The sequence below is a fragment of the Stutzerimonas sp. FeSN7 genome (genome assembly GCF_030263795.1).
In the GTDB taxonomy this organism is placed as follows: Bacteria; Pseudomonadota; Gammaproteobacteria; order Pseudomonadales; family Pseudomonadaceae; genus Stutzerimonas; species Stutzerimonas stutzeri.
This window is the reverse complement of sequence record NZ_JARPMN010000001.1, coordinates 3,377,613-3,398,928: the sequence shown is the minus strand read 5'-3', so window position 1 is coordinate 3,398,928 and position 21,316 is coordinate 3,377,613. Positions and strand designations below refer to the sequence as shown.

Here is a 21,316-nt window from a genome sequence, read left to right as displayed (position 1 = left end):
AATCGAAGGTTGAGAAAAATGCGCTACATCAGCACCCGCGGCCAGGCACCGGCCCTGAATTTCGAAGATGTGCTGCTGGCCGGTCTGGCCAGCGACGGCGGCCTCTACGTGCCGGAGAACCTGCCGCGCTTCACCGTAGAGGAAATCGCTTCCTGGGCCGGCCTGCCGTATCACGAACTGGCGTTCCGGGTCATGCGACCATTCGTTGCCGGCAGCATTCCGGATGCCGACTTCAAGAAAATCCTGGAAGAGACCTATGGCGTTTTCGCCCATGGCGCCATTGCCCCGCTGCGCCAGCTGAACGGCAACGAGTGGGTACTCGAGCTGTTCCACGGTCCGACCTTGGCCTTCAAGGATTTCGCCCTGCAGCTGCTCGGCCGTCTGCTCGACTACGTGCTGGCCAAGCGTGGCGAGCGCGTGGTGATCATGGGAGCCACCTCCGGTGACACCGGTTCGGCAGCCATCGAAGGCTGCCGCCGTTGCGAGAACGTCGATATCTTCATCTTGCACCCGCATCAGCGCGTGTCGGAAGTGCAGCGCCGGCAGATGACCACTATCCTCGGCGACAACATCCATAACATCGCCATCGAAGGCAATTTCGATGACTGCCAGGAGATGGTCAAGGCCAGCTTCGCCGACCAGGGGTTCCTCAAGGGCACCCGCCTGGTGGCAGTCAACTCGATCAACTGGGCGCGGATCATGGCCCAGATCGTCTACTACTTCCATGCCGCACTGCAGCTGGGCGGCCCGGCGCGTTCGGTCGCCTTCTCGGTCCCGACCGGCAATTTCGGTGACATCTTCGCCGGCTACCTGGCGCGCAACATGGGGCTGCCGATCAATCAGCTGATCGTTGCCACCAACCGCAACGACATCCTGCACCGTTTCATGTCCGGCAATCACTACGACAAGGACACGCTGCATCCCTCGCTGTCGCCGTCCATGGACATCATGGTGTCCTCCAACTTCGAACGCCTGCTGTTCGACCTGCACGGTCGCAACGGCAAGGCCGTAGCCGATCTGCTGGATGGCTTCCGCGCCAGCGGCAGACTTTCGGTGGAAGAGGATCGCTGGGCCGAAGCGCGTCGACTCTTCGATTCGCTGGCGGTGGACGACGAGCAGACTTGCGCGACCATCGCCCGGGTGTTCAAGGAGACCGGTGAGGTGCTTGATCCGCATACCGCCATCGGCGTGCACGCCGCTCGTGAATGCCGTCGTAGCCTGAGCATCCCGATGGTCACGCTGGGCACCGCGCATCCGGTGAAATTCCCGGATGCGGTGGAGAAGGCCGGTATCGGTCAGGCGCTGGCGCTGCCGGCGCACCTTGCCGACCTGTTCGAGCGCAGCGAGCGGTGCACGGTGTTGCCAAACGAGCTCAAGGCGGTGCAGGCCTTCGTCGGCCAGCACGGCAATCGCGGCAAGCCGCTCTAAGGGACGGTGATGTAAAAAAGGCCAGTCATGTGACTGGCCTTTTTCGTTATGGAGTGGGGCGAGCGACAAACGTCGCCTCGCACATCGGCATCGGGCGGTGCTAGTCGTCGAACTCTTCCCAGCCGCCCATTTCCTTCCAGCGATTGACGATCCCGCAGAACAGCTCGGCGGTCTTCTCGGTGTCGTAGCGGGCCGAATGCGCCTCGCGACCGTCGAAATCGATGCCCGCGGCCTGGCAGGCCTTGGCCAGCACGGTCTGGCCGTAGGCGAGGCCGGCGAGGGTGGCGGTATCGAAGCTGGAGAAGGGGTGGAAGGGGTTGCGCTTGATCTCGCAGCGGGCAATGGCAGCGTTCAGGAAGCCCAGGTCGAAGCTGCTGTTATGCCCGACCAGGATGGCACGCTTGCAGCCGGCGGACTTCACCGCCTTGCGCACGCTGCGGAAGATGTCGGTCAGCGCCTGCTGTTCGGGTACCGCCATGCGCAACGGGTGATCGAGCTTGATGCCGGTGAACTCCAGCGCGGCCGGTTCGATATTGGCGCCAGCGAAGGGCTCGACCCGGTAGAACAGCGTGTCCTGCGGGTAAAGCAGGCCTTGTTCGTCCATACCGATGGTGACTGCGGCGATCTCCAACAGTGCATCGGTCGCGCAGTTGAATCCACCGCACTCGACATCGATCACCACCGGCAGGAAGCCGCGGAAGCGCCGCGCCATGGGCGAGCGGGGCTTGTCGGGCAGGTGCTCCTCGAGTTCGTCTTCGAAGTGTTCCTCGCTCATGCATTGCTCTCCAGGCGCCAGTGCAGGCGTTCGCCAGCGCGCAACGGGACCACGACCTGTTCGCCGAACGGCAGGCTGGCCGGGACGTTCCACTCCGTGCGCACCAGCGTGATCTCATCCGTATTGCGCGGCAGGCCATAGAAATCAGGACCGAAATGGCTGGCGAAGGGTTCCAGCTTGTCCAGCGCCTGGCGCTGCTCGAAGGCTTCGGCATACAGCTCGATGGCCGCGAAGGCGGTGTAGCAGCCGGCGCAGCCGCAGGCGGCTTCCTTGGCATGCTGCGCATGGGGTGCTGAGTCGGTTCCGAGAAAGAACTTCGGGCTGCCGCTGGTGGCGGCGTCCAGCAGGGCTTCCTGGTGCAGGTTGCGCTTGAGCACCGGCAGACAGAACAGGTGCGGGCGGATTCCGCCCACCAGCATGTGGTTGCGGTTGTAGAGCAGATGGTGCGCGGTGATGGTGGCGCCGACGTTGGCTCCGGCCGCCTGCACGAACTGCACGGCATCACGCGTGGTGATGTGCTCGAAGACCACCTTCAGGGTCGGGAAGCGAGCGGTGACGCGGCTCAGCTGCTCGTCGATGAAGTATTTCTCGCGGTCGAAAATGTCGATCTCGCTGCGGGTGACTTCGCCGTGCACCAGCAGCGGCAGACCGACTTCGGCCATGGTTTCCAGCACGCCGAAGATATTGTCGATGGCGGTGACGCCGGAGGCCGAGTTGGTGGTGGCGCCTGCCGGGTAGAGCTTGGCTGCGTGGACGAAGCCGCTGGCCTTGGCGCGGCGGATGTCGTCCGGAGTTGTACTGTCGGTGAGGTAGAGCACCATCAGCGGTTCGAAGCGACTACCCGCGGGGCGGGCCGCGAGAATGCGCTGGCGATAGGCCTCTGCCTCGTCGGCGTTGCGCACCGGCGGCACCAGGTTCGGCATGATGATGGCGCGGGCGAACTGGCGAGCCGCATCTGCGACGGTATGGGGCAGGGCGGCGCCGTCGCGCAGGTGGATGTGCCAGTCGTCGGGGCGCAGCAGGGTGAGTCGGTCGGACATGCGGGGCTTTCCAGGCGGGTGAAACGTGCGCGAATGCTACCGGAAAAGCCCGGGCGGGGCACCTTGCCTTCGTCTGCGGCGGTCGACCCTCGCCACCCAACGCTCAAGTTTGCTGACCGGGCACCGATACCTAGATGGAACCAGCATCCTCCCGGAGCCCACCGTGCGCCTGCGCCCCCTCGTACTGTTGTGCCTGCTCGCTTCACCGGCCAACGCCCTGACATTCCAGACTCGGCTGGAGCGGGTGCAGTGGCAGGTGGAGGGCGATCAGTTCGAGTGTCGGCTGATCCAGCCCATCGCCGGTTTTGGCAGCGGCCAGTTCGTGCGTCGGGCCGGCGAGCAGGCAATTTTCCGCCTGCATTCCCCGGAACGCTGGCTGAGTACCGGTTCGGCGACGCTGCTGGCCGCTGCCGCGCCGTGGCAGCCTTCACGCAGCGATATCAATCTGGGGGTTGTGTCGGTGGGTGGTGGCGATATCCCGTTCAACAGCACCCAGGCGCAGGCCGGACGGCTGCTCAGCGGGTTGCTCGAAGGTCGTAGCCCGGTGGTGCGCCATCGCACGCTGCATGGCGGCGATGCGCTGGAGATCCGCCTGCTGCCGGCGCGTTTCGCCAAGGCCTACGAAGACTACCGCGCCTGCACGGCGAAATTGCTGCCGGTCAACTTCGATCAGGTGCGCCAATCGCAGATCGGCTTCCCCAGCAGCGACGTAGCGCTCGATGCGCTGGGGCGTGCCAAGCTGGACATCATCCTGCAGTACCTGCGTGCCGATCCCAGCGTGAATCGCATCCAGCTCGATGGCCATTCCGACAACAGCGGCAATCGGCTGGTCAATCGTGATCTGTCGAGACGCCGGGCGCTGGCGGTGCAGGAGTACCTGATCGCCAATGGCGTGCCGGAGCAGCAGATCACCGTGCGCTTCCATGGCGAGCGCTATCCGCTGGTGGCCAACAGCAGCGAAGCCAACCGGGCGAAGAACCGGCGAGTCACCCTGCGTCTGGAGCGCGAGGCAGCGGCCGCGGCGAACTCGACCGAAACAGCGGCGCCATCTTCCTGACCGCGCGACCGCCGCGCCCCTGTAAAAGCAGCCCCGTGACCGGTAGAATCGCAGGTTTTCCGTATAACCCGTGGAGCTGATGGCATGGCGGACGTTAAGAAGGTAGTTCTGGCCTATTCCGGTGGCCTGGACACCTCGGTGATTCTCAAGTGGCTGCAAGACACCTACAATTGCGAAGTGGTGACCTTCACCGCCGACCTCGGCCAGGGCGAGGAGGTCGAGCCGGCCCGCGCCAAGGCTCAAGCCCTGGGCGTCAAGGAAATCTACATCGATGACCTGCGCGAAGAGTTCGTCCGCGATTTCGTCTTCCCGATGTTCCGTGCCAACACCGTCTATGAAGGCGAGTATCTGCTGGGTACCTCCATCGCCCGTCCGTTGATCGCCAAGCGACTGATCGAGATCGCCAACGAGACCGGCGCCGACGCCATCTCCCACGGCGCCACCGGCAAGGGCAACGACCAGGTGCGTTTCGAGCTGGGCGCCTATGCACTCAAGCCCGGCGTAAAGGTAATCGCTCCGTGGCGCGAGTGGGACCTGCTGTCCCGCGAGAAGCTGATGGACTACGCCGAGAAGCACGCCATCCCGATCGAGCGCCACGGCAAGAAGAAGTCGCCGTACTCCATGGACGCCAACCTGCTGCACATCTCCTATGAGGGTGGCGTGCTGGAAGACACCTGGACCGAGCACGAAGAGGACATGTGGCGCTGGACCAAGTCCCCGGAAGCCGCGCCGGACACCCCGACCTACATCGAGCTGACCTACCGCAAGGGTGACATCGTCGCCATCGACGGCAAGGACATGACGCCGGCTCAGGTCCTGGCCGAGCTGAACCGTATCGGTGGCGAGAACGGTATCGGCCGCCTCGACATCGTCGAGAACCGCTATGTCGGCATGAAGTCCCGTGGCTGCTACGAGACCCCTGGCGGCACCATCATGCTCAAGGCCCACCGCGCCATCGAGTCGATCACCCTCGACCGCGAAGTGGCGCACCTGAAGGACGAGCTGATGCCCAAGTACGCCAGCCTGATCTACAACGGCTACTGGTGGAGCCCCGAGCGCAGCATGCTCCAGCAGATGATCGACGCCTCCCAGGTCAACGTGAACGGTGTGGTGCGCCTGAAGCTGTACAAGGGCAACGTCATCGTGGTCGGCCGCAAGTCGGACGATTCGCTGTTCGATGCCAATATCGCGACCTTCGAGGAAGACGGCGGCGCCTACAATCAGGCCGACGCTGGCGGCTTCATCAAGCTCAATGCGTTGCGCATGCGCATCGCCGCGGGCAAGGGCCGCACCCAGTTCTGATAAGCTGACGCGCCTGAGCCAACCGACCCCGGCCATGTGCCGGGGTTGTACTTTCTGCACTGCCACAAGCGCTGCCGAACGAGGAGACCTGAATCATGAGACTGCTGCATACCATGCTGCGTGTCGGCGATATGGAGAAGTCCATCGCCTTCTACACCGAAGTGCTGGGCATGACCCTGCTGCGCCGCAAGGATTATCCGGAAGGCAAATTCACCCTGGCCTTCGTCGGTTACGGCGACGAGGCGCACAACAGCGTGATCGAGCTGACTCACAACTGGGGCGTGGAAAAGTACGAGCTGGGCGACGGCTACGGGCATATCGCCCTGGAAGTCGAAGATGTCTACAAGGCCTGCGAAGACATCCGCGCACGTGGTGGCAAGATCACCCGTGAGCCTGGGCCGATGAAGCATGGCTCCAGCATCCTGGCCTTCGTCGAGGACCCGGACGGCTACAAGATCGAGCTTCTATCGCCGACTCGGGCCGACTGAGCGGCAAGCATGAAAAAGCCCCTTTCGGGGCTTTTTCTTTTTACAGATCGAAGTCGAAGTCGTTCAACTCTTTCTGCAGACGTCGTTCCTCGAGCAGGTTGTCGATGATCCGGCGCTTGGTCAGATTGGTCTTGGCCACCTCGACAGGGGCGTCGCTGCTCTCGTCGTCATCTTCGGCGATGAAATCGTCTTCGATCTGGATATCTTCTTTCTCGGCCACTTGTTCACTCCAAGGCTACGGGGCGCTCTTGGCGCACCTTATAGCGGCAAATTCGGGGCCGGTAAAAAAGTTTTTTTCAATCATGGGGCGAGCTTTTCTGCTATCCGCTCAATCGTCAGATGTCTTGTGCTTGTACTCGCAGAGGTCTTCGATCCTGCAGCTGCCACACTGTGGTTTGCGCGCCTTGCAGACATAGCGACCATGCAGAATCAGCCAGTGATGCGCGTCCAGCAGATATTCCTTTGGCACGAAGCGGATCAACTTGCGCTCGACCTCCAGCACGTTCTTGCCGGGCGCGATGCCGGTGCGGTTGCTGACCCGGAAGATATGCGTATCCACCGCCATGGTGAACTGGCGGAAGGCGGTGTTCAGTACCACGTTGGCGGTCTTGCGACCCACCCCTGGCAGCGCTTCCAACGCCTCGCGGTTGTCCGGCACCTGGCTGCCATGCTGCTCGATCAGGATGCGGCAGGTTTCGATGACATTCTTCGCCTTGCTCGGGTACAGGCCGATGGTGCGGATGTACTCGCACAGGCCGTCGTAGCCGAGGGCATAGATGGCTTCCGGGGTATTGGCCACCGGGAACAGCTTGGCGGTGGCCTTGTTCACGCCGACGTCGGTGGCCTGAGCCGAGAGGATCACCGCGATCAGCAGTTCGAAGGGTGTGCTGTAGGCCAGCTCGGTCTTCGGCTCCGGATTATCCTCATGAAAGCGGCGAAAGATTTCCCGGCGTTTCTCGGCATTCATCGCGGTGCACTCACTCGATCACACCGGTCACCCGCACTCGGCGGCTGGCCGCAGGCGCGACTGGCTGCGCGGCGCTGGCGCGTTCGGCGAGGTGCTGGTCGATACGGTTCTTCAGGGCGATCAGCAGGCCGAGCACAATGAAGGCGCCAGGCGGCAGGATGGCCAGCAGAAAGCCCTTGTAGTCGCTGAACAGGGTGATCTGCCAGTCACTGGCGACCGGCCCGAACAGCAGGTGCATGTTGGCGAACAGCGCGCCGGTGCCGAACAGCTCGCGCAGACCGCCCAGCACCACCAGCACCAGACAGAAGCCGATACCCATCACCAGGCCGTCGAAGCCGGCGATCAGCGGATTGTGCTTCGCAGCGAAGCCGTCGGCCCGGCCGAGGATCACGCAGTTGGTGGTGATCAGCGGGATGAAGATGCCGAGGATCTGGTACAGCTCGTAGGTGAAGGCCTGCATCAGCAGCTCGATGCAGGTGGTCAGCGCGGCGATGATCATCACGAACGCCGGCAGGCGCACCGCGGTGTTGACCACGCCTCGCACCAGCGAGACACCGATATTCGAACAGGTCAGTACCAGCATGGTCGCCAGGCCAAGGCCGAGGGCGTTGACCGCCGAGTTGCTGACGCCGAGCAGCGGGCAGAGACCGAGCAGCTGCACCAGCGCCGGATTGTTCTTCCACAGGCCGTTGACGGTCAGTTCGCGGTAGCTGGGTGTGCTCATGGCTGATCCCTTTGCGGCTTGGCGGCCGGCTCGGTGGTGCGTAATTCGTCGCGCGTGGCGGCGCTGCCGGCCCGCGAATGCACGGTGGCTTCGTCTGGTTCGCTGCGACCTTCCAGGGCGTTCCCGGTCGCGTCGGCCGTCGCGCCTTCGGCTGCCAGTAGTTCGGCCTTGTGTGCATCGAAGTACTGCAAGGCACGATGCACTGCGCCGACCACCGCGCGTGGTGTGATGGTGGCGCCCGCGAACTGGTCGAACTCACCGCGATCCTTCTTCACCGCCCAGCCATCGGCCGCCGGGTTCGTTAGCGACTTGCCGTCGAAACTTCGAATCCAGGGGCTCTTTGCGAGCTCGATCTTGTCGCCCAGCCCGGGTGTTTCCCGGTGGCCGATGACTCGCACGCCAGCCACCCGGCCGTCGGCATGGATGCCCACCAGCAGATGAATGGCGCCGCTGTAGCCGTCCGGAGCGATGGCCTGGAGGATCACTGCGGAGGGGCGCCCATCCTTGATGGCGATATAGGCGGGCAATGGGCTTCGGTTGCCAAGCAGGCGATCCTGAACCAGCACGCTGTCATCGAGCAGATGGTTGTCATAGCTGCCAGTCGGGAGGATCTCGCCCAGCGCACGTACCTGGGCGGCGCGTTCAGCGGCCTGGATGCGCTCGGCAGTGCCCTGTTGCAGCAGAGTCACCGCGCCCACGGTGACGATGGCGAACAAGCCCAGCACCGTGGCGTTCTTCAGCATCGAACGGCTGATTTCCGGAACTATCATGTCATTCGCCCAGCTTGAAGCCGCGCTCGGCCTTGCGATGGCCGTAGGTGCGCGGGCGGGTGTAGTAATCGATGGTGGGAGCGGCAAGGTTCATCAACAGCACGCCAAAGGCGACACCGTCCGGATAGCCGCCCCAGGCGCGGATGACGTATACCAGCACACCGACACCAGCACCGAAGATCAGGCGTCCACGTGGGCTGGTGGCGCTGCTGACGGGGTCGGTGACAATGAAGAAAGCGCCGAGCATGGTGGCGCCGCTGAGCAGATGGAACAGCGGCGAACCGTTGCTATCCGAACCCGAGCCGTTCCAGAACACCAGGCTCATCAGCATCAGCGCGCCGAGCATGCCGACTGGCGCGTGCCAGCTGAACAGCCGCTTATGCAGCAGGAACAGGCCGCCAGCGAGAAACGCCAGGTTCACCACTTCCGAGCCGATGCCGCCGAAGTGGCCGAAGGCCGGGTTGCGCCAGAGTTCGTCGATGGTCAGGCTCTTGTTCACCTTGAGCACATCCAGGGCGGTGGCTTGGGTCCAGCCGTCGGGAAGCGAAGCGATACCGAGGATATGCTGCAGACCGGCGCTCAGCCCGACACTGTGCGGCACCGGCCAGGTGGTCATCTCCACCGGGAAGGAGATAAGTACCACCACGTACCCGATCATCGCCGGGTTGAAGGGGTTCTGGCCCAGGCCGCCATACAGCTGCTTGCCGAACACCACAGCGCAGCCGGTGGCGATCAGCGTCAGCCACCAGGGCGAATAGGGCGGCAGCGCCAAGGCCAACAACACCGCGGTGACCAGCACGCTGCCGTCGCGCAGAAAGAAGCCCACCGGCCGCTGCCGCAGGTGGAGAATCGCCGCTTCGAAGGCAAGTGCGGCGAGCGATGCCCAGGCGAGGTTGATCAGCGTGCCGGCGCCGTAGAGCCAGGTCAGCACGACCACGCCGGGCAGGGTGGCCGCGAGCACCAGCAGCATGACTCGCTGGGTACGGTTGGCGCCCTTGGCGTGGGGCGAGGTGATGCGGGGCAGGGCCATTGGCTCTCCGGTGAAGGCGTTGTCTTGGGGCGTGGCCTGGGCCACTTCCTCGAATCTCTCTGACTTGTCGAGCGACTACACCAGCACACCGGTGCAGCGGTCATTTCTCACGATTGCTGATAGTCCGCCAGCTGCCGTTCGGCTTCGCTGAGTCGCAGGCGAGCGGCTTCCAGTGTCGTAGGCTCGGTCTGTTCATCTCGCTCCAGCTTGCGCAGATCGGCGCGGGCGAAGGCAACCTCGGTCTTCAGTTCACGCTGGCGCTCATCGATACCGGGCTTGCTGGTACGCACCAATTCCGGAGCGGGCTTGTGCGATGCGTCTTCGGCCGCATGCAGGGCTTGTTCGGCCGCCTGCAGCGCGTCGCGCAGGCGGCTGAGTTCCGCCTCTTGCGCGCCGGCCTTCTCGGCCTTCTTCAATTCGGCGCGCTTCATCGCCAATTCGATCTTGGCCTTTTTCAGCGCCTCGTCATCCGCTGGCTTGGCGGCGGGAGCGGGCGCGGCGCTCTGCGCGGCCGCCAAGGCCTGTTCGGCTTCGTGCAGCTGCTGACGCAGACGAGCGAGCTCGGCCTGCTGGTCGTCGTCCGGCGCTTCGAGCTTTTCCAGCTTGCGGATCTGCGCCTTGAGCATGGCGGCTTCGATCTTGGCCTTTTTCAGCGCCTCGTCATCCGCTGGCTTGGCGGCGGGAGCGGGCGCGGCGCTCTGCGCGGCCGCCAAGGCCTGTTCGGCTTCGTGCAGCTGCTGACGCAAACGAGCGAGCTCGGCCTGCTGGTCGTCGTCCGGCGCTTCGAGCTTTTCCAGCTTGCGGATCTGCGCCTTGAGCATGGCGGCTTCGATCTTGGCCTTTTTCAGCGCCTCGTCATTCGCTGGTTTAGCGGCGGGAGCGGGCGCGGCGCTCTGCGCGGCTGCCAAGGTCTGTTCGGCTTCGTGCAGCTGCTGACGCAGACGAGCGAGCTCGGCCTGCTGGTCCTCGTCCGGTGCTTCGAGCTTTTCCAGCTTGCGGATCTGCGCCTTGAGCATGGCGGCTTCGATCTTGGCCTTTTTCAGCGCCTCGTCATCCGCTGGTTTAGCGGCAGGAGCGGGCGCGGCGCTCTGCGCGGCTGCCAAGGTCTGTTCGGCTTCGTGCAGCTGCTGACGCAGACGAGCGAGCTCGGCCTGCTGGTCGTCGTCCGGCGCTTCGAACTTTTCCAGCTTGCGGATCTGCGCCTTGAGCATGGCGGCTTCGATCTTGGCCTTCTTCAGCGCCTCATCGTCCGCTGGGCTGACGGTAGGTGCTGCGCTGGCATTCTCCTGCATGACGGCATCGAGTGCCTGCTGCGCCGCTTCGGCGGCTTTGCGCAGATCGGCGACCTGGGCTTGCAGTTCGGGCGTGTCGTGTGCGGCGAGCTGCTTTTCGGCCTTCTTCAGTGCGACCTGAGCCATGCTGGCTTCGATCTTCAGTTTCTTCTGGGTCTCCGAGAGCCCCGACTTGGGCGCTGCGCTCGGGGTCGCAGCGGTGGTATCAGAGACCACCTGCGCGCTTTCGCCCTGCGCCGCCTTGGCGCGTGCGGCGCGCTCGGCGCGGGCCTTGCGCTCGGCTTCCTTCTGTTCCTCGGCACGGCGCAGGCGCTCCTGGCGCAGTTCGAAGCGCTGCTTGGAATGCTCGGCCTTCTGCTGCTTCTGCTCCAGCTCGCGGATCTCGGCCTTGGCGGCGCGGTAGTACTGCACCAGCGGGATGCTCGACGGGCAGACGTAGGCGCAGGCACCACACTCGATGCAGTCGAACAGATGGTGGGCCTTGAGCTGCTCATGCTCCTGGCCCAGTGCAAAGAAATGCAACTGCTGCGGCAGCAGGCTCACCGGACAGGCCTCGGCGCACTCGCCGCAGCGGATGCAGGGCAGCGCTGGTGGCGGAGGAGGCAGCTCTTCGAGCGTGCTGGCGAGCAGGCAGTTGGTGGTCTTGATCACCGGCACGTCGAGGGACGGCAGGGTAAAGCCCATCATCGGCCCCCCCATGATCAGACGGTTGAGCCTGTTCTGCTCGAGTCCGGCGAACGCCAGCAGTTCTCCGGCCGGTGTACCGATCAGCGCCTCGACGTTCATCGGGCGTGCCAATGCTTCGCCAGTGAGGGTGGTGATTCGCGAGATCAGCGGCTTGCCGAGCAGCACCGCGTCATGGATGGCAACGCAGGTGCCGACGTTCTGGCAGAGCATGCCGATGTCCGCCGGCAGGCCACCGCTGGGCACCTCTTCACCCGTGAGGATCTGGATCAGCTGCTTCTCGCCGCCGGAGGGGTACTTGGTCGGAAAGACCTTGAGCACGAAGGGGCGCTCCCCGATGGCGGCGCGCACCGCGGCGATGGCCTCGGGTTTGTTGTCCTCGATGCCGATCAGCACGTCCTGCGGTTGGACCAGGTGCGCGAGGATTTCGATACCCGCCACCAGTTCGGCGGCTTTCTCGCGCATCAGCAGATCGTCGGCGGTGATGTACGGCTCGCACTCGGTACCGTTGATGATCAGCGTGCGGATGCGCTGTGTCGGTGGCGGGGTCAGCTTGACTGCCGTCGGAAAGCCTGCACCGCCGAGGCCGCTGATACCAGCCTGACGAATCAGCTCGAGCAGCGCCGGACGCTCCAGCGCACGATAATCGAGGTGGGGCTCGAGCTCGATCCAGCGGTCCTCGCCATCGCTATCGATGACGATCGCATTGGCGAGCATGCCTGAAACGTGTGGGTAGGGCTGCGGGCCGATGAAGCTGACCACGCCGGATGTCGGCGCATGGAGCGCGGCGCTGACGAAGCCGCTGGCGACGGCGATCTGCTGGCCCTTGAGCACGTGCTCGCCGAGCGTCACACAGGGTTCGGCGGGCGCGCCAAGGTGCTGCGCCAGCGGCAGAATCAGGCGCTTGGGCAGTGGCGCCGGCTGGATCGGGGTGCGGTTGGACAGCTCCTTGTGCTCCGGCGGATGGATGCCGCCGTGGATGTCCCATACCTTTAGTGAGGTCATGCCGCCTGCTCCCGGTCAGTCGCGATCAGCTGGCCGGGCGGCAGCGGCCGGTTCCACTTCCAGCTCTGCAGGTTGCTGCCGACCTCGATCATGTCGATGCAATCCACCGGGCAGGGCTCGACGCAGAGGTCGCAGCCGGTGCACTCGGAGATGATGACGGTGTGCATCTGCCGTGCCGCGCCGACGATGGCGTCCACTGGGCAGGCCTGGATGCACTTGGTGCAACCGATGCATTCGGCTTCGCGGATATAGGCGACCATCTGCGGTTTCTCGCCGCCTTCGGCATCCAGCGGTTCCGGCTCGACATCGAGCAGGTCGGCCAGCGCCTGGATGGTCGCTTCGCCGCCCGGCGGGCACTTGTTGATCTTGTCGCCGCCGGCGATGGCCTCGGCGTAGGGCTTGCAGCCCGGGTAGCCGCACTGGCCGCACTGGGTCTGCGGCAGCAAGGCATTGATCTGCTCGGCGATGGGGTCGCCCTCGACGCGAAAGCGCACGGCGGCGAAACCGAGGATGGCACCGCCAAGCAGGCACAGGGCGAGCAGTGCAAGCACTGCGATGAGAACCGCACTCATAGCTTGATCAGTCCGGTGAAGCCCATGAAGGCCAGCGACATGAGGCCGGCGGTGATCATGCCGATCGCCGCGCCCTGGAACGATCTGGGCACATCGGCAATGGCGATGCGCTCACGCATGGCGGCGAACAGCACCAGCACCAGGGAAAAGCCCAGCCCCGCGGCGAAGCCGTTCACGGTGGCGGTCAGGAAGGTGAACTCGGCCTTGTTGGCGTTGAGCAGGGCCACGCCTAGGACGATGCAGTTGGTGGTGATCAGCGGCAGGAAGATGCCGAGCACGCGATAGAGCAGCGGACTGGTCTTGTTTACCACCATTTCGGTGAACTGGACGGTTACGGCAATCACCAGAATGAAGCTGATGGTGCGCAGGAATTCCAGGTCCAGCGGCTTGAGCACGTACTGCTGAACGAGATAGCTGCACATCGCTGCCAAGGTCAACACGAAGGTGGTCGCCAGCGACAGGCCGATGGCCGTCTCGATCTTCTTCGACACGCCCATGAACGGGCACAGACCGAGGAACTGCACCAGCACGAAATTGTTGACCAGAATGGCGCTAACCATGATCAGGGCGAGTTCGGTCATCTAGGGTCTGTTCCCGTTCCGTCGCGCTCTGCGAGAGCCGTGGGGCTAAAGGGCCGCTATTATCGGGAAGCGGCGGCGGGCATACAAGCTGCGGCAGCCGGTCGCGCTGATCCGGCGACATCCGGAGCAGTCCAAGGGCAGGACATGACTGCCGGTTGTCCGCCGTTTCAGCAGCTGGCCGCTGGTTGTGGTCTGATGAGCTGAAGCCCGCGACACCATCGGAGGTGTTCTCATGAGCATTCGATCGTTGTTGGTCCTGCTGTGCCTCGGCCTTGGGACGAGCCTGCAGGCACAGGCGGATCGGCGAGGCGGCGTCTGGGTGTTCCAGGCCGAAAGTCCCCGCTATTACAACCAGGGTTACAGTGCGGGCTACGGCCAGGGGTACAGCCGTGGCTATCGGCACGAAAGCCGTCCGCATCAGTACGATCCGCGCAGCCCCTATTCGCACTATCCGCAGTACCCGCGCAACCTGCCGCCGCGCTATCAGAGCCAGCTGCCACCGCAGTATTACGACCGTCATCGCGGCTTCGAGCGCCGCGACCACTGGCGTCAGGAGCATCGCCATCAGCGGCCACACGTTATTCGTGATGGCCGCGACTATCGGCTGCGGCCGCACTACGAGCGGGACGGGCGCTACCAGCAGTATCGGCGCTGAGTGTGCTTCAGGGCAGATCCAGGAGCGGGTGCGCACCGCTCCATGTTGGCTCGAAGTGGGCGTCGACCACTGCCTGCGGCACCTGGTGGACGTCTGGCCAGCGCCAGTGCGGTTGCCGGTCCTTGTCGATCAGGCGCGCCCGAACGCCTTCGGCGAACTCGGGGTGACGGCAGCAGTTGAGGCTGAGTGCATATTCCATTTGCAGCGCCTGGCTCAGCGACAGTTTCCGGGCACGCCGCTGTTGCTGCCAGACAATATGAGCGCTAAGGGGGCAGCCCGTGCTGAGAGCATGGGCGGATTCGGCGAGCAGCTCGTCGGGGTCGCTCTGGAGGGCGGTCAATGCCTGCCACGCATGGGGTAGTTCAGCCACGTCCAGCAGCTCGTCGATCCGTGTGCGCCGTGGCAGCAACCGGGCATCCGGCAGCCGCTCGGCGGCCTGTCGGCCGAGTGCTCGCAGCAGGCTGTGCAGCTGGCTGTCGGCCTGCTCTTGCCAATTGATCTGCACCAGGCCGTCCAGCAGCTCGGTCTGCTGATCTTCGCGCAGACAGCGATCGGCGAGGTCAAGGTCCAGCGCATCGCGCGCGTTGATCTGTGTACCGGTGAGGGCGACAAACAGGCCCAGCCGGCCGGGCAGGCGTGGCAGGAACCAGCTGGCGCCGACATCCGTGTGCAGGCCGATGGAAACCTCCGGCATCGCCAGGCGGCAGTCCGGTGTGACGATGCGAAAGGTGCCGGCCTGTAGCAGGCCCATGCCGCCGCCCATGACATAGCCATGGCCCCAACAGATCAGCGGCTTGGGGTAGTCATGCATTCGATGGATCAGACGGTACTCGTCGGCGAAGAAGCGTTCGGCGAGCGACGGTATCGTGCCGGGCTCGGATCGGCATGCCTCCGCCAGCTTGCGCACATCGCCACCGGCGCAGAACGCTTTCGGGCCGTTGCCACGCAGCAGTACACAGACCACGGCGGGGTCGGTTGCCCAGCGATGGAACTGGTCGAGCAGGGCTTCGATCATCGGCAGACTCAGCGCGTTGAGTTGCCGTGGGGCGTCCAGAGTGGCGATGGCGATCCGCGTTCCGTGCAGCGCCGGGCGATCTTCGAACGTGACCTTCATGGGGATCCTCGTCGCCTGCGGGGTTGCCGTGGATTATCGGTTGCGCCAGCGTGGGTCGCGCTTTTCCAGGAAGGCATTGACGCCCTCAAGCGTGTCCTCGGCTTCGAACAGCTCGACGAAGGCTTCCCGCTCGGCGGCGGCGAAGGTGTCCGGGATGCGTTGGCGTGCGCCATTGATCAGGGGCTTGATCGCGCGTACGGCCACCGGGCTCTGCCGAGCGACACGGGAGGCGAGCAGCAGGGCGTGGCCGCATGACTGCCTTTGCTCCACCACCTGTTCCACCAGACCGATGCGCAGTGCGGTGTCCGCAGTGATGCGCTCGCCGCAGAGAATCATGCGTTTGGCCCAGCCTTCGCCCACCAGCCAGGCCAATGCCTGGGTGCCACCGGCACAGGGCAGCAGTCCGACCGAGGCTTCCGGAAGGCCCATCTGCGCTTGCTGTTCGGCAATCCGCAGGTCGCAAGCCAGCGCGCATTCCAGGCCTCCACCCAGGGCGAAACCGTTGATCGCGGCAATCGACACGCCGCGGAAGTCGCGTAGCGCTTCGAATGCCTCGCCGAAGCGCCGGGCCATTTCGCGGGCCCGGTTGCGATCCCCGTCGGCAAACAGTTTGAGATCCGCCCCCGCGCTGAAGAACTTCTCACCCTGGCCGCAGATCACCAGTGCGTAGATGTCGTCATCATGGTTGAGATGGTCGATGACCTGCTTGAGCCCGATCAGCGACTCGCGGTCCCAGGTATTGGCGGGCGGATGGTTGATGGTGATGAGCGCGGTGTGGCCGTGCTTTTCCACGGTCAGCTTGTGGGTCAGGTCGAAGACGCCAGCCTGGTAGGGCTCTACGGCAGTGCTCATGGTCGAATCCTCGTGGCGGTTCTGGGCTCCGCTGACAGGCGACGGAGTACGTCGCACCTCTTCAGAGTCCTTCAGTGCAGCGAGGTTGCAGCGTTCCGGGCGGTCACGAAACCGGCACGGTGCGCCTGGGCGGGGCCAGTGCGCACCGTGGTTCTCTCACTGTAGCCTAGCTGGCTGGCCGGCCGCGCGGCGCTCTTCCTGCCATTCGGCCAGCGTAGGCGCCGCCTGTTCGCCGGACAGGCGATGGACGATCTCGAAGTAGTCCTGCTTGAAGCGATCCTTGAGTACTTCCTCACGGGGCTTCACGCGCACGGCGTAGACCGTCTGGACGTTCTGATGATCGAACGCTCGCCACTGCTGTTGGCCCTTGAGCAGGCTGTAGCTGTGGTTTTCCAGGGCTGCGATGACCGGCTCGCTGGCGATGGTCTTGGCGCGGCTGACCGCATCCGCCCACTGGTAGACGATGCTGTAGGCCGATGCGGCCGAGCTGGAGGGGTGCGTCTGGTAGCGCTCGCCGAAGTTGCGCACGAAGGCCTTGCCGCGCTCGGAGCCTTCCAGCTCGGGCACTCGCCAGGTCCAGGGCTCGGTGCCGAGCACGCCGCGCATGATGTCCGGGCCGGCCAGTTCGACCATGGACAAGGTCAGGTTGGGGACGGCAATCTGCATCTTCTTGTTCAGGCCGAGTTCGTCGGCGATGCGCATGGCGCGCACCATGTCCTCGCCGAACAGTACCAGCACCAGAACCTCGGCGCCGCTGTTGGCAGCCTTCTCGAGCGCGGCGCGGTAGTCGGACAGGCGTGCGCCTGGGAAGGCGGTACGCACACCCTGGTGCTTGCTGGTGTCGACGGTGCCGGTGGCCTGGCGCAGCGAGCTCTCGCTGGTGTGGCCCCAGGTGTAGTCGGAGGTGATGTAGAAGTAGGTCTTGCCCGGCATGTTCTCGTTCAGGTATTGCCCCAGCACCCGTGCACTCATCCAGGCGTTGTTGCACTCGCGGAACATGTAGCGGTGCCCATCCTTGCCGGTGGTGTCGTTGGAGTAGGTCAGCGTGCCGAAATAGAGAAGGCCCCGCTCCTTGGCGCGCTTGCTGGCGGCAATCGCCACCGCGCTGGATACGCCCCCGAACAGCATCGCAACGCCTTCATCAGCCATCTTGTCGACGTTGGCGATGGCCTTGTCCGGGCGCGAGGCAGTGTTTCGGCTGATCAACTGCAGCGGGCGACCCAACACGCCGCCGGCCTGGTTGATCTCGTCGATGGCCAGCAGCGCACCGCGCATCTGCGCCAGGCCTTCTTCCTTGTAGCTTCCGGTACGGGGATAGTTGAGACCAAGCGTGATGGGGTCGGCTGCCTGAGCCGCAAGACAGAACCCCAGCCCTAGTGCCAGAAGGGTAATCCGGTTCATAGCATGTTCCTTGTTATCGCTTTTGTTATTGGTTTATTGGCAGTGGGCTTTTTTACCTTGCGGCTGGGGCTTGCGTCACTCTTTATGTGAGGCTCGAAAGCCATGCCTGCGTCAGTACGTGAGCCAGGCGCGATTATGACTAAAGGAGGGGGGCTGATATTGCGGCAACGCAACGATTGAGCGGTTTTGTCGTTGACAACCCCACCGAGCTTTCTTAGGGTTCGGCGGCTTGGCCAACCGGAAATCGACCATGACTCAAGACGATCGCATCAGGCTCGAGGCAGGCTGGAAGGATGCGCTGCGCGAGGAGTTCGACAAGCCCTACATGGTCGAACTCGGTGCCTTTCTAAGGCGCGAGAAGGCTGCTGGCAAGACGATCTATCCACCGGGGCCGATGATCTTCAACGCGCTCAATTCGACGCCGCTCGAGCAGGTCAAGGTGGTCATCCTGGGTCAGGATCCCTATCACGGGCCGGGGCAGGCGCATGGCCTGTGCTTTTCCGTGCAGCCGGGAGTGGCGCCGCCGCCGTCACTGCAGAACATCTTCAAGGAACTCAAGCGCGACCTGAATCTGGATATTCCGCAGCATGGCTACCTGCAGCGCTGGGCAGAACAGGGTGTGCTGATGCTCAACACCTCGCTCACGGTGGAGCGGGGTTTGGCGGGGTCGCATGCCAAGGCGGGGTGGCAGCAGTTCACTGATCGCATCATCGAGGTAGTCGGCGAACGGCGCCCGCACCTGGTGTTCATGCTCTGGGGAGCGCACGCTCAGTCGAAGGCAAAGCTGATCGATGCGACTCGGCATCTGATGTTGAAATCCGTGCATCCGTCGCCGCTATCGGCGCACCGCGGCTTCATCGGCAACGGTCACTTCAGTCGCGCCAATCAGTTCCTTCGGCAGCAGGGCATGCAGCCTATCGATTGGCAGCTTCCGGCGCAGGTGTGACCCGATGCCTGCACGGCGGGCACCGGGTCTGACGGGTCAGTTGCGCTCGCCGTGCTTGGCCTGCAGCTCCTTGGCGTGCGTCAGGTGTTCTTCCAGTTTGGGCAGCGTCTGCTGAGCGAACTGTTTCAGATCGGCGTTCTCGCCGCTCTCTACGTAGTCCCGATACAGCTCGATGGTTTGCTCGTGGGCGACGACCTGGTTGTTGGCGTAGGCCTTTTCGAAATTCTCGCCGTCGCGCAGTTTCAGGATCATGGCCTTGGCCTTGTCCATGAGCGTGGCCTCGTCCGACATTTCGAGATCTTTCTGCTGCGCCAGCTGTGCGAGCTGCTGATTGGCTTTGGTGTGGTCGTCGATCATCTTCTGGGCAAACTGCTTCACATCCTCCGATGTGCCTTTTTCCAGCGCCATCTTGGCTGTCTCGATTTCCGCGATGCCTTTGGCAGAGGCTTCATCGACGAAGTTGTCGCCTCCCGCAGCCAGAGCCATGTTGGCTGCCAGCCCGACGAGCAAGGCGAAAGCGCCTGAGAAGATTGTCTTGGTTGTTTTGTTCATTGCCGTTCTCCTACTTCACCTGGCTCATGCCCGCCGGCAGGCGGGGCACAAGGCGCGATGCGGCGAAATTGCCGTCCCTTTTTGTGACTAGGTGCCTAGGGGACGGTTCCTCGCTTTCAGGCGAACGGCGCGGTGAAGAGATTTACTGCAGCATGGTCATTGCCGCATCCATGGCTGCGGACAGGTCCTCGTCTTCCTGCATCAGCTCGCTTGGGTCGAGCCCCAGCTTGGAAAACGCCGGGACGCTACTCCAGTCCAGCTGCGCATAGGGATGCTGCGTACCCATGTAGCTCTGCAGGGTGGCCACCTGCACGATGTCGACGTAATCGACCTTGTCTGAGTCGCGCTGGAAATTCGTGTACTGGCCGGCGACCGAGGCGATGGCATCCGGAAAATCCCAGGTGCGCAGAATTTTCTCACCGACGATGGGATGGATCTTGTCGATCACATGGTTGAGGCTGAAGGAATCCGCCAGCAGCGCGCTGTGCTCTTCTGCGTAGGTCAGGATGGGCAGGATGCCGATCTGGTGGACAAGGCCGGCGAGCGTCGCCTGATCTGGCATCAGGCGGGTGTAGTGGCGGCAGAGCACATGGCTGATCGCGGCGACCTCGGTGCTCTTGTTCCAGACTTCGCGCATCTTTCGGTCGACCACGTCGGTGGTGGCCTGGAACATCTGCTCCATCGCCAGGCCCGTGGCGAGGTTGCAGGTGTAGTTGATGCCCAGACGGCTGATGGCCATCTGCAGGTCGTCGATTTCTCGGCTGCTGCGCAGCAGCGGACTGTTGACCACCTTAATGATGCGCGCGGTAACGGCGGCATCGTTCCCGATCACCTTGCTCAGCGCGGGAATGCTGATGTTGGGGTCTTCGGCAGCCTCGCGCACGCGCAACGCCACTTCCGGCAGCGTAGGCAGGACCAGTTCATCGTTCTCGATCGCAAGGGTCAGCTCACGCTGGACTTTCTCGGCAAGGGTGCTCATGTCATTCCTTTATGTGTCGGTCAGTGTCGCTTGGGCGCTTCTGTCTGTCGGCTGGCATGCCGCTATGGTGCGCCTCTTTGGTGAATGCTTTCTGGCTCCGGTTCGCACTAGCGCTGGATTTCCTGGTCCGGATTCAGACTGTAGGGCAGCTCGAGCAGGCTCAGCGGCAAGCCATCCGGCGAGCCGAGGTAGAGTCGGCCGTCAGCGGCAGCGTCTTCCTGCACCACGGCGAGCAATTCGATGCCATCGGCACTGGTCGCCGCCAGTACCACCTCGCCGACGCTGGAGTTATGGACAGGTGAGAACAGTTCCACACCCGGCGCCGGCAGCTCACCCGGTTCACCTTCGACGGCCAGGTGCTGCAGGCGTCGTTTGAGTTTGCCGAGATACTGCATGCGAGCCACGATTTCCTGGCCCGTATAACAGCCCTTCTTGAAGCTCACGCCGCCGAGTGCCTGCAGATTGATCATTTGCGGGATGAACAGCTCGCGCGTGCTGCCGAAGACCTGGCCGATCCCGGCGCGGACCTGATCGAGCAGCCAGCGGTTGACCGGCACCTCGCCAAGCTGCGCGCTCAGGCGGGTGCGAACCTGCTCGGCTTCTGCTTTCGGTGCCCAGAGTTCGGCGCGGCCATCGGGCAGTCGGATGGCGATCAGGCCATTGCCGCGTACGATGCTGTCCGCTGCCTGGGATAGATCCAGCCCCAGGCTGACCAGCGAGCCATCTCCGCCAGCGATGCCGAATCGGCACCAGTCAGCGCTTTCGTCGCTCAGGCGAGACTTGGAAAAAACCGCGTACTTGGCGAGGTCGGCCAGCTGCGGTTGCAGCAGTTCGCCGGCCATCGCCAGCAGGTACCCGTCACCCTCCGGCACGATGCGGAAACTCGACTGCATGCGGCCTTTGGGCGTGCAGCGTGCTCCCAGGCTGGAGGTGTGCGCATCGAGGTAGTTGAGATTGCAGGTCAGCTGACCCTGGAGGAACTTGCTGGCATCCGGGCCGCGTACGGCAAGGACGCCTTCATGCGACAGAACGCAGAAATAAGCTGTGTCGGTCATGATCAGTCGTCGTCAGAATCCGGGTGGGCATCATAGCAGGCTGGCAT

The 21,316-nt window shown here is 63.8% G+C and carries 22 protein-coding genes; 6 read left to right on the top strand and 16 right to left on the bottom strand.

All coding sequences use genetic code 11. The features are described from left to right. The first annotated feature begins 18 nt into the window (after nucleotides 1–18). Nucleotides 19–1,428 carry a threonine synthase gene (gene thrC / locus P5703_RS16130; RefSeq protein ID WP_013982056.1) on the top strand — a complete coding sequence of 470 codons (1,410 nt, stop codon included), beginning with the start codon at nucleotides 19–21 and terminating at the stop codon, nucleotides 1,426–1,428. Nucleotides 1,429–1,528: 100 nt separating this feature from the next. On the opposite strand, the gene rnt is transcribed toward thrC, so the two are convergent. Next, the gene (gene rnt / locus P5703_RS16125; protein WP_125875679.1) at nucleotides 1,529–2,203 is read right to left on the bottom strand and encodes a ribonuclease T; all 675 of its coding nucleotides are present in this window, start codon (nucleotides 2,201–2,203) and stop codon (nucleotides 1,529–1,531) included. After that, nucleotides 2,200–3,243, bottom strand: coding sequence for a dihydroorotase (gene pyrC, locus P5703_RS16120; protein WP_013982058.1), 1,044 nt, complete (start codon nucleotides 3,241–3,243; stop codon nucleotides 2,200–2,202). Before pyrC ends, rnt begins: the two co-directional genes overlap by 4 nt. 163 nt (nucleotides 3,244–3,406) lie before the next feature. On the opposite strand from pyrC, the gene P5703_RS16115 reads away from it, so the two are divergent. From P5703_RS16115 to gloA, 3 genes are all read left to right on the top strand, one after another. After that, entirely contained in the window at nucleotides 3,407–4,300 is an 894-nt protein-coding gene (locus P5703_RS16115; RefSeq protein ID WP_014596042.1) for an OmpA family protein, read from the top strand. 84 nt (nucleotides 4,301–4,384) lie between these two features. Beyond that, nucleotides 4,385–5,602, top strand: a complete 1,218-nt coding sequence (locus P5703_RS16110; RefSeq protein WP_011912385.1) for an argininosuccinate synthase — start codon at nucleotides 4,385–4,387, stop codon at nucleotides 5,600–5,602. A 95-nt stretch (nucleotides 5,603–5,697) separates the two neighbouring features. Further along, nucleotides 5,698–6,090 (top strand): lactoylglutathione lyase, encoded by a 393-nt coding sequence (gloA, locus tag P5703_RS16105; protein WP_013982060.1) that lies wholly within the window; start codon nucleotides 5,698–5,700, stop codon nucleotides 6,088–6,090. Between the two features lie 40 nt (nucleotides 6,091–6,130). Here the strand turns inward: gloA and P5703_RS16100 are convergent, their stop codons facing one another. From P5703_RS16100 to rsxA, 8 genes are all read right to left on the bottom strand, one after another. After that, nucleotides 6,131–6,310 carry a PA3496 family putative envelope integrity protein gene (locus P5703_RS16100; RefSeq protein WP_019407287.1) on the bottom strand — a complete coding sequence of 60 codons (180 nt, stop codon included), beginning with the start codon at nucleotides 6,308–6,310 and terminating at the stop codon, nucleotides 6,131–6,133. A gap of 108 nt (nucleotides 6,311–6,418) precedes the next feature. Beyond that, the gene (gene nth / locus P5703_RS16095) at nucleotides 6,419–7,057 is read right to left on the bottom strand and encodes an endonuclease III (RefSeq protein WP_017244341.1); all 639 of its coding nucleotides are present in this window, start codon (nucleotides 7,055–7,057) and stop codon (nucleotides 6,419–6,421) included. Between the two features lie 10 nt (nucleotides 7,058–7,067). Beyond that, nucleotides 7,068–7,781 (bottom strand): electron transport complex subunit E, encoded by a 714-nt coding sequence (locus P5703_RS16090; protein ID WP_013982063.1) that lies wholly within the window; start codon nucleotides 7,779–7,781, stop codon nucleotides 7,068–7,070. Next, a complete protein-coding gene (gene rsxG / locus P5703_RS16085; RefSeq protein ID WP_125851178.1) occupies nucleotides 7,778–8,551 on the bottom strand; it encodes an electron transport complex subunit RsxG in 774 nt (257 codons plus the stop codon). Before rsxG ends, P5703_RS16090 begins: the two co-directional genes overlap by 4 nt. Nucleotide 8,552: 1 nt before the next feature. Further along, a complete protein-coding gene (locus P5703_RS16080) occupies nucleotides 8,553–9,581 on the bottom strand; it encodes an RnfABCDGE type electron transport complex subunit D (protein ID WP_013982065.1) in 1,029 nt (342 codons plus the stop codon). A gap of 107 nt (nucleotides 9,582–9,688) precedes the next feature. Further along, nucleotides 9,689–12,562: an electron transport complex subunit RsxC gene (gene rsxC / locus P5703_RS16075; protein WP_285588105.1), complete on the bottom strand. Its 2,874-nt coding sequence runs from the start codon at nucleotides 12,560–12,562 to the stop codon at nucleotides 9,689–9,691. Next, complete coding sequence (gene rsxB, locus P5703_RS16070) at nucleotides 12,559–13,134, bottom strand: electron transport complex subunit RsxB (protein ID WP_017245682.1); 576 nt, start codon at nucleotides 13,132–13,134, stop codon at nucleotides 12,559–12,561. The genes rsxC and rsxB overlap by 4 nt, the downstream gene beginning before the upstream one ends. Next, complete coding sequence (gene rsxA, locus P5703_RS16065) at nucleotides 13,131–13,715, bottom strand: electron transport complex subunit RsxA (protein ID WP_011912394.1); 585 nt, start codon at nucleotides 13,713–13,715, stop codon at nucleotides 13,131–13,133. Before rsxA ends, rsxB begins: the two co-directional genes overlap by 4 nt. Nucleotides 13,716–13,947: 232 nt before the next feature. Here rsxA and P5703_RS16060 point away from each other — a divergent pair, with 232 nt between their 5' ends. Beyond that, nucleotides 13,948–14,370 (top strand): hypothetical protein, encoded by a 423-nt coding sequence (locus tag P5703_RS16060; RefSeq protein ID WP_013982067.1) that lies wholly within the window; start codon nucleotides 13,948–13,950, stop codon nucleotides 14,368–14,370. 7 nt (nucleotides 14,371–14,377) lie between these two features. On the opposite strand, the gene dspII is transcribed toward P5703_RS16060, so the two are convergent. The 3 genes from dspII to P5703_RS16045 all read right to left on the bottom strand — a co-directional run bounded on the left by dspII (nucleotide 14,378) and on the right by P5703_RS16045 (nucleotide 17,737). Continuing rightward, the gene (gene dspII / locus P5703_RS16055) at nucleotides 14,378–15,484 is read right to left on the bottom strand and encodes an enoyl-CoA hydratase/isomerase DspII (RefSeq protein ID WP_125885620.1); all 1,107 of its coding nucleotides are present in this window, start codon (nucleotides 15,482–15,484) and stop codon (nucleotides 14,378–14,380) included. Nucleotides 15,485–15,517: 33 nt separating this feature from the next. Then, nucleotides 15,518–16,336, bottom strand: coding sequence for an enoyl-CoA hydratase (locus tag P5703_RS16050; RefSeq protein WP_125885621.1), 819 nt, complete (start codon nucleotides 16,334–16,336; stop codon nucleotides 15,518–15,520). A 156-nt stretch (nucleotides 16,337–16,492) separates the two neighbouring features. Continuing rightward, nucleotides 16,493–17,737, bottom strand: a complete 1,245-nt coding sequence (locus tag P5703_RS16045; RefSeq protein ID WP_011912397.1) for an ABC transporter substrate-binding protein — start codon at nucleotides 17,735–17,737, stop codon at nucleotides 16,493–16,495. Between the two features lie 250 nt (nucleotides 17,738–17,987). Between P5703_RS16045 and ung the strand changes: the two genes are divergently transcribed. Next, nucleotides 17,988–18,683 (top strand): uracil-DNA glycosylase, encoded by a 696-nt coding sequence (gene ung, locus P5703_RS16040; RefSeq protein WP_013982071.1) that lies wholly within the window; start codon nucleotides 17,988–17,990, stop codon nucleotides 18,681–18,683. 36 nt (nucleotides 18,684–18,719) lie between these two features. Here ung and P5703_RS16035 read toward each other — a convergent pair whose 3' ends face one another. The 3 genes from P5703_RS16035 to ygfZ all read right to left on the bottom strand — a co-directional run bounded on the left by P5703_RS16035 (nucleotide 18,720) and on the right by ygfZ (nucleotide 21,269). Continuing rightward, complete coding sequence (locus tag P5703_RS16035) at nucleotides 18,720–19,235, bottom strand: DUF4142 domain-containing protein (protein WP_111481677.1); 516 nt, start codon at nucleotides 19,233–19,235, stop codon at nucleotides 18,720–18,722. 142 nt (nucleotides 19,236–19,377) lie between these two features. Continuing rightward, on the bottom strand, nucleotides 19,378–20,214 hold the full coding sequence (locus P5703_RS16030; protein ID WP_011912400.1) for an HDOD domain-containing protein: 837 nt from the start codon (nucleotides 20,212–20,214) through the stop codon (nucleotides 19,378–19,380). Between the two features lie 107 nt (nucleotides 20,215–20,321). Beyond that, nucleotides 20,322–21,269 (bottom strand): CAF17-like 4Fe-4S cluster assembly/insertion protein YgfZ, encoded by a 948-nt coding sequence (ygfZ, locus tag P5703_RS16025; protein ID WP_013982073.1) that lies wholly within the window; start codon nucleotides 21,267–21,269, stop codon nucleotides 20,322–20,324. Between the last annotated feature and the right edge of the window lie 47 nt (nucleotides 21,270–21,316).